The organism is Dysgonomonas termitidis (assembly GCF_042654545.1).
Taxonomy (GTDB): domain Bacteria; phylum Bacteroidota; class Bacteroidia; order Bacteroidales; family Dysgonomonadaceae; genus Dysgonomonas; species Dysgonomonas termitidis.
The window spans coordinates 39,756-45,815 of the sequence record NZ_JBHSGN010000043.1 but is presented as its reverse complement, the minus strand read 5'-3'; the positions used below and the strand labels follow the sequence as shown (position 1 = coordinate 45,815).

Sequence of the window (6,060 nt, the reverse complement as noted above, 5' to 3'; positions counted from 1 at the left end):
GGCAGGAACGGATAGAGATTCTTTGGTTTGGGCTTCTCTACCGGAGCGGCAGATGGTTGAGCGACAGGCGGCTGTTCCATAGCTTGCCCCTGCTCATTTTTCACTTTTCGTTCTTCACTTTTTGTTTTTCGCCCTTCCTCTTCCAGTTCCTTGTCCACGGCCGCCACTACCTCCGGATTGAGCGAGCCGCCCGGACGGAAGCCGTTTCCTTTCAATATCATCAACTGACGCCTGGTTTCTTCGTCCTGTACTTCAATGACCAGCGGATGGCGTTCCGATGCAAGCAAGCGGTCTCTGTCCTTCCTCCTTTCCTCCCGATCGAGTACGTACTTTATCGCGCGGATGCTCGGCGGGCAGAATTTTTTTTCCACTACACGGCATTTCTCCACCTCGTTCAGCGGATCGTTCTTATCGGGGATGTAGGTGACCTTCTCTTTTTTCTGCATGTATCCCTCGAGCAGTTGTTTCAGTCCGATACGTGCCGAAGCTACCATCACCTCTTCACGGTGGTCGATGGCTTCTTCCACCGCTTCACCGAAATCAGGTTTTGCCTTTTTCCATTCATAAAATGTCTTGCGGCTGATCTTGAATGTTTTGCATATTTCGGAGATACTGCACAAGTCCTGTTCTATCATCCGGATAATCTCCGATGCCGTTTTTTCTTTATACTTCATAAGATACTTAAATATTAATGTTAATAATCAGTTTCTTATATAGATAAAGATATTTGGTTTTGATAAATTTAGTTACGAGTTTGCCTCGCCTTCGCTTCGGCGAATGTTATTTCTGCGCCCTTCGGGCAGTTACGAGTTACAAGTAACAAACAGACGATATACAAGTTGATAACTGATGACCGTTTATATTATCCTCGTAAACGGTGTCTTGCTTGAAAAGCAATCCTTCTTTTTGCTTTGCAACACACAGACTGCAAATCTGCGCAAGCGGGGCCAAGAATGAGGACAAATCGGGGAGGGTGCGTGAAATATGAAAGTTTTATAAAGAACGCTTATATGATTAAAAAAACGGACGTATATTTGTAACGGTTATGAACAAAGCATTACTCAGTATAGGTACAAACGAGGACAGGGAATCGAACTTAAGCCTTTGCCATCAGTTTCTGGATAATATATTTACAGATATATCTTATTCCGACACCTCTGTTACCATGCCTTATGGCACTACCTACAGAAACGATTTCCTGAACCAGCTTGCCGTTATCTACACAGACAGGGACATGGACGAAGTTATCCGCTTATTGAAATCCATAGAAAAGGATATGGGGCGAAACGGAACCGATAAAAAAAACGGCATCGTAAAAATAGATATCGACCTTGTAATATGGAATAATAATGTATTGAAACCGGAAGATTTTACCAGAAGTTATATTGCGGACCTGCTGGCCAGTATGGATAAGTGATTATCTCCACAACCGGGACTTTATTTTCTCCAGTAACTTTTCACTGCCATCATTGAACTTACGCGCAAAATAAGGGTATCGTTGTCCGTATTCATCGTTGAACTCGATATGGCTCTCCAGAAAATCAATATGACGTTCTTCTATTGTGGCCGGAGGAACAGCAACTTCCCAATCCGTATAGGTAAGACTTGCGGCTGTATTTTGCAAGAATGGCGAGTTCCCGATAATTGTCTGGAAAAAGGCCTCGTCAGGCACTAATGTATGGCGGAAGAAGTCCGCATATCGCTTATCTTCTTTTGCTGTAGTCAAAATATAACGTACACATTCACGGGTGAGGGCAAACCATTGCGTACCGGCATACACCCTGAACGGCGCTTTCCTTTTTATCTTTAGCTTCTTAAGTAATACTTCGGCCAGAAACTTAGGGTGGTAATACTTCAGGTTACGGCGGTCGTAATCGAAGTAATAATATTCATACCGTTCCAACGGCTTAAATGGAACCGGCACAGGAGCAATATCCATATATTCTTTCCCCTTTTCCAGCTGTTTGTAAAGGAATCCCTTAGACCTTACAGGATAATCTACCCCGCTAACCAATATATAATAATCAGCATCGGACGAAGACGCCACACCATGTTCCATCAAAGCCAAAGTGGCTTGTATCATACTGAATCCGCCCCAGTTGATATCGATACGTTCCGGAATGATTTCCACGTTCTTATACTGCGGAGCGTATTCCTGCACAACCTTTCTGTCCAGATGGATATAAAAAGTGCAATCCGCGCCATTCAGGGCATTTATCAAACGATCTAAATGCCTGAAATTGTTATGAGCTAATATAAGATAGCAGATTTTCACTGAAAATAGTTACGAGTTACTACACCCTAGGGCAGTTACGAGTTACAAGTAAACAAGATACTAGTTGTTTACTGTCTTATCTTTTCCTCTTGGTGCTGTTAGACTTATTCCTTTCATTCAATTGCTGTTGCTGAATTTTCTGAGCCTCTGCCAGACGAGCCATGAAGCCCGATTTCTTTTTCGGTTTTGCTTTATTAGCTTCCAGCTTGGCCAATACTTTATCCTCGTCTATTATATACCGGAATCCGATTGTCAACAGGATAGTTACCAAAAGCGAAAGAAAATAGTAATATGTAAGTCCCGACGGGTAATCATTCAACATGAAAAGGAAAATCAACGGCATCAGATACATCATCCATTTCATTCCCGGCATTTGTTGCTGTCCGGTATTGGTCATTTCCATATTGAACTTTGTATAAATGATATTGGTCACCGTCATCAGGATACAGAACAAACTGATATGCGTACCTATCAATGGAATATGGTTTTTCCATTCTATAATGGCATCATATGTGGAAAGATCAGTAGCCCAAAGGAAACTTTGTCCGCGAAGCTCTATTGCATTCGGGAAGAATGAGAACAGCGCAATCAATATCGGCATCTGCAACAACAACGGAATACATCCGCTCATCGGGTTTACCCCCGCCTTATTATAGAGTGCCATTGTCGCCTGCTGTTTCTCCATCGCCTGCTCCTGCTTAGGATATTTGGCCCCGATTTCCTCTACCTGAGGACGTAATACGCGCATTTTGGCCGACGACATAAACGACTTGAATGTGAGTGGAGATATTACCAGTTTTACAATTATAGTCAGCAACAGGATAACAATACCCATCGACATCCCCGTACCTCTCAATAAATTAAAGATCGGAATCACGAAATACTGGTTCACCCAGCGGAACAGCGTCCAGCCTAGCGGAACAAGTTTGTCCAGATCAAGCTGCTTGTTCACATCGCTTATATGGCTGTCATATCCTTTCAGCAAAGTGAACGACATAGGCCCCAGATAATAGGTGAATCCGGCGCTTATGGTTCCGGCATTCATGTCTACTGTTGCCGGAGCATATATTGTAGCCTCGCATGTCTTCAGATATTCACTGTTTTCATCCGTTACCAAAACTTTGGAATCAAGAAGTGCGGTTTCTATTTTCTCATCAGCGATCAGGATAGGTGCAAAAAACTGATTCTTGAAAGCAATCCATTTGGCTGGTTCTTTCACTTCCAGTTGTTCGTTTTTATCACTGCTTAGTTCCTTCACATCACCTCCTACATACTTGTAGTAAATGTGCGAATAACGTTGTTCGTTTTTCACGCTTTTCTCCTGCCGGCGCATCTTCTGCGCCCAGTACAGCTCTATCACATCCGATTTATTCCTGTCCAGCATCGGTTGCAATCCAACCAGATTGACATCATATTTCAGCATATAATCATCATCTGCCAGTTTATAGAGAAAATCGACATGTTGGTTTGCGGCATATGAAAAACGCATGATAAGAGAGTTATCTCCTTCGGTTTTAATCGGCGTGAATACCAGGTTATTCGTATGCAGCACCTTATTTTGCTTATTGGTCAACTGAAGCGAAAATTCGGTATCGTTATTGAACAGATACAAAGAATCTCCATCATACCGGGAATATTCTTTCAACTGTGCGCTTACCATCTTTCCTCCTTTGGTAGAGAAAACAACTTTCAGCTTGCTGTTTTCCAGCGTTATCAACTGCTCTGCCTGCTGTGAACCCGGCTGTACCGAATCCATTGCCGTAAGAGCAGAATCTGCCTCCTGAACGGGAGCCGTAAAGAAATCATCCACCGGATTCTCTTTCTTCACTTCTGTTGCTGTATCTTTCAGGTTGGCCAGTTCTTTTTCCTGTTCCCTGGTCTGCGCATATTCTATCGAGTCTCTCCGATATTGTTCTTTCTGCTTAGCAAGTTCTTCCGCCGAAGGTCTGCTCAGTAACGTAAATCCAATGATTACGGCAGCGATGAGTACAAACCCGATAATCGTATTCTTATCCATTTATAGTTTTTATAAATTTAATATTTGCGATTTTTCCTTTCAATTTCTATTGGGCGTTTTGCATGACCCGGCATAATCAAAATAAATTTTGCTTCTGCTCCCGCCATTTAAAACGTTCAATCTTATTTTTTCTTATTGTCAATTACTGCTTTTATAAAGCTGATGAACAAAGGATTAGGTGACACTACCGTACTGTTGTATTCAGGATGGAACTGTACACCCAGATACCATTTCTTTCCGGGGATTTCCACGACCTCTACCAATCCCATGTCCGGATTTGTTCCGGTACACTTCATTCCGTTCTTTTCGAAATCTTCCTTGTAATCACCGTTGAATTCGAAACGATGGCGGTGGCGTTCTTCTACCAGCTTCTTGCCGTATGCTTTATACACCTGCGAACCTTTTTCCAATTCACATTTATAGGCTCCCAGACGCATTGTCCCTCCCATATTGGTGATATTCTTTTGTTCTTCCATCAGGTCGATAACCTTGAATGGTGTATGAGGATTCATCTCCGTTGAGTTAGCATCCTCCAGTCCCAGTACGTTGCGGGCAAATTCGATAACCATGCATTGCATACCCAGACAGATACCGAATGTAGGCACATCATGCTCGCGGGCATATTTCAGTGCCTGTATTTTCCCGTCCACACCGCGCTGTCCAAATCCCGGAGCAACAACTATGCCATCCATGGAACCGAGCATCTTTTCCACATTGTCTGCGGTCAATTTGTCAGAGAGTATAAAATGTAAATCGAGCTTGCGATCATTGTATATCGCTGCCTGCAACAACGATTCGTTGATAGATTTGTACGCATCCGGCAATTCGACATATTTACCGACCAGTGCGATGCGAACCGTCTCTTTGGCATGTTTTTTCTTATCAAGGAAATCGCGCCAAGGCTGCATTACCGGTTTATCCCCGATAGGCATACCCAGTTTACGCAACACGATTTCGTCCATATTCTGCGCCTGCATATTCAATGGCACTTCATATATCGTAGGCACATCCACCGATTGCACAACGGCATCTACCTCCACGTTACAGAACAATGCCACCTTTTTCAGAATGTCTTTATTCAACGGGTGTTCGGTACGGAGAACCAGCATATCGGGCTGTACTCCTTCCGACTGCAATTGCTTCACGGAATGCTGTGTAGGCTTCGTTTTCACCTCTTTCGCCGCGGCGATATACGGCACATAAGTAAGATGCACACACAGGCAGTTTTTACCTAACTCCCAACGTAACTGACGCACACTTTCGATGAAAGGCAATGACTCTATGTCACCCACTGTGCCTCCGATTTCAGTAATTACAAAATCGTAATCATATCTTGTGCCCAGCATTTTGATGTTGCGCTTTATTTCATCTGTGATGTGGGGCACGATCTGCACGGTTTTCCCCAGGTAATCACCTTTACGTTCTTTATTTATCACATTCTGATAAATACGTCCTGTGGTGATATTGTTGTCCTTATGTGTGGGCTGATTAAGAAAACGCTCGTAGTGACCGAGGTCCAGGTCCGCTTCGTGACCATCGACAGTCACATAGCACTCGCCATGTTCATATGGATTTAGAGTTCCGGGGTCGATGTTGATGTATGGGTCCAGTTTCTGGATTGTCACTTTATAGCCCCTTGCCTGTAGTAGTTTACCTAACGAGGAGGCTATAATACCTTTACCTAAGGAAGATATAACTCCTCCTGTTACAAATATATACTTCGTATTAGCCACGACTTTTCGTTTTATATTTTTTAGACTCTAAAAAG

Annotated in this window: 5 protein-coding genes; 1 reads left to right on the top strand and 4 read right to left on the bottom strand. The window is 43.3% G+C overall.

Going from position 1 to position 6,060, the window contains the following annotated elements; translation table 11 throughout:
• Window positions 1-674, bottom strand: a 674-nt coding sequence (locus tag ACFO6W_RS05030) for a helix-turn-helix domain-containing protein (protein WP_379994276.1), incomplete at its 3' end; no start/stop codon positions are given.
• Between the two features lie 371 nt (window positions 675-1,045).
• Between ACFO6W_RS05030 and ACFO6W_RS05025 the strand changes: the two genes are divergently transcribed.
• Window positions 1,046-1,417 (top strand): 2-amino-4-hydroxy-6-hydroxymethyldihydropteridine diphosphokinase, encoded by a 372-nt coding sequence (locus ACFO6W_RS05025; protein ID WP_379994275.1) that lies wholly within the window; start codon window positions 1,046-1,048, stop codon window positions 1,415-1,417.
• Here the strand turns inward: ACFO6W_RS05025 and ACFO6W_RS05020 are convergent, their stop codons facing one another.
• The 3 genes from ACFO6W_RS05020 to ACFO6W_RS05010 all read right to left on the bottom strand — a co-directional run bounded on the left by ACFO6W_RS05020 (window position 1,418) and on the right by ACFO6W_RS05010 (window position 6,025).
• Window positions 1,418-2,275 carry a beta-1,6-N-acetylglucosaminyltransferase gene (locus ACFO6W_RS05020; RefSeq protein WP_379994274.1) on the bottom strand — a complete coding sequence of 286 codons (858 nt, stop codon included), beginning with the start codon at window positions 2,273-2,275 and terminating at the stop codon, window positions 1,418-1,420.
• Between the two features lie 76 nt (window positions 2,276-2,351).
• Window positions 2,352-4,292: a membrane protein insertase YidC gene (gene yidC, locus ACFO6W_RS05015; RefSeq protein ID WP_379994273.1), complete on the bottom strand. Its 1,941-nt coding sequence runs from the start codon at window positions 4,290-4,292 to the stop codon at window positions 2,352-2,354.
• Between the two features lie 122 nt (window positions 4,293-4,414).
• Entirely contained in the window at window positions 4,415-6,025 is a 1,611-nt protein-coding gene (locus ACFO6W_RS05010) for a CTP synthase (protein WP_006801149.1), read from the bottom strand.
• Window positions 6,026-6,060: the final 35 nt, after the last annotated feature.

Coding starts and splice junctions, on each gene's coding strand:
- yidC (WP_379994273.1), bottom strand. CDS start 4,292: ATGGATAAGAATACGATTATCGGGTTTGTACTCATCGCTGCCGTAATC.
- ACFO6W_RS05025 (WP_379994275.1), top strand. CDS start 1,046: ATGAACAAAGCATTACTCAGTATAGGTACAAACGAGGACAGGGAATCG.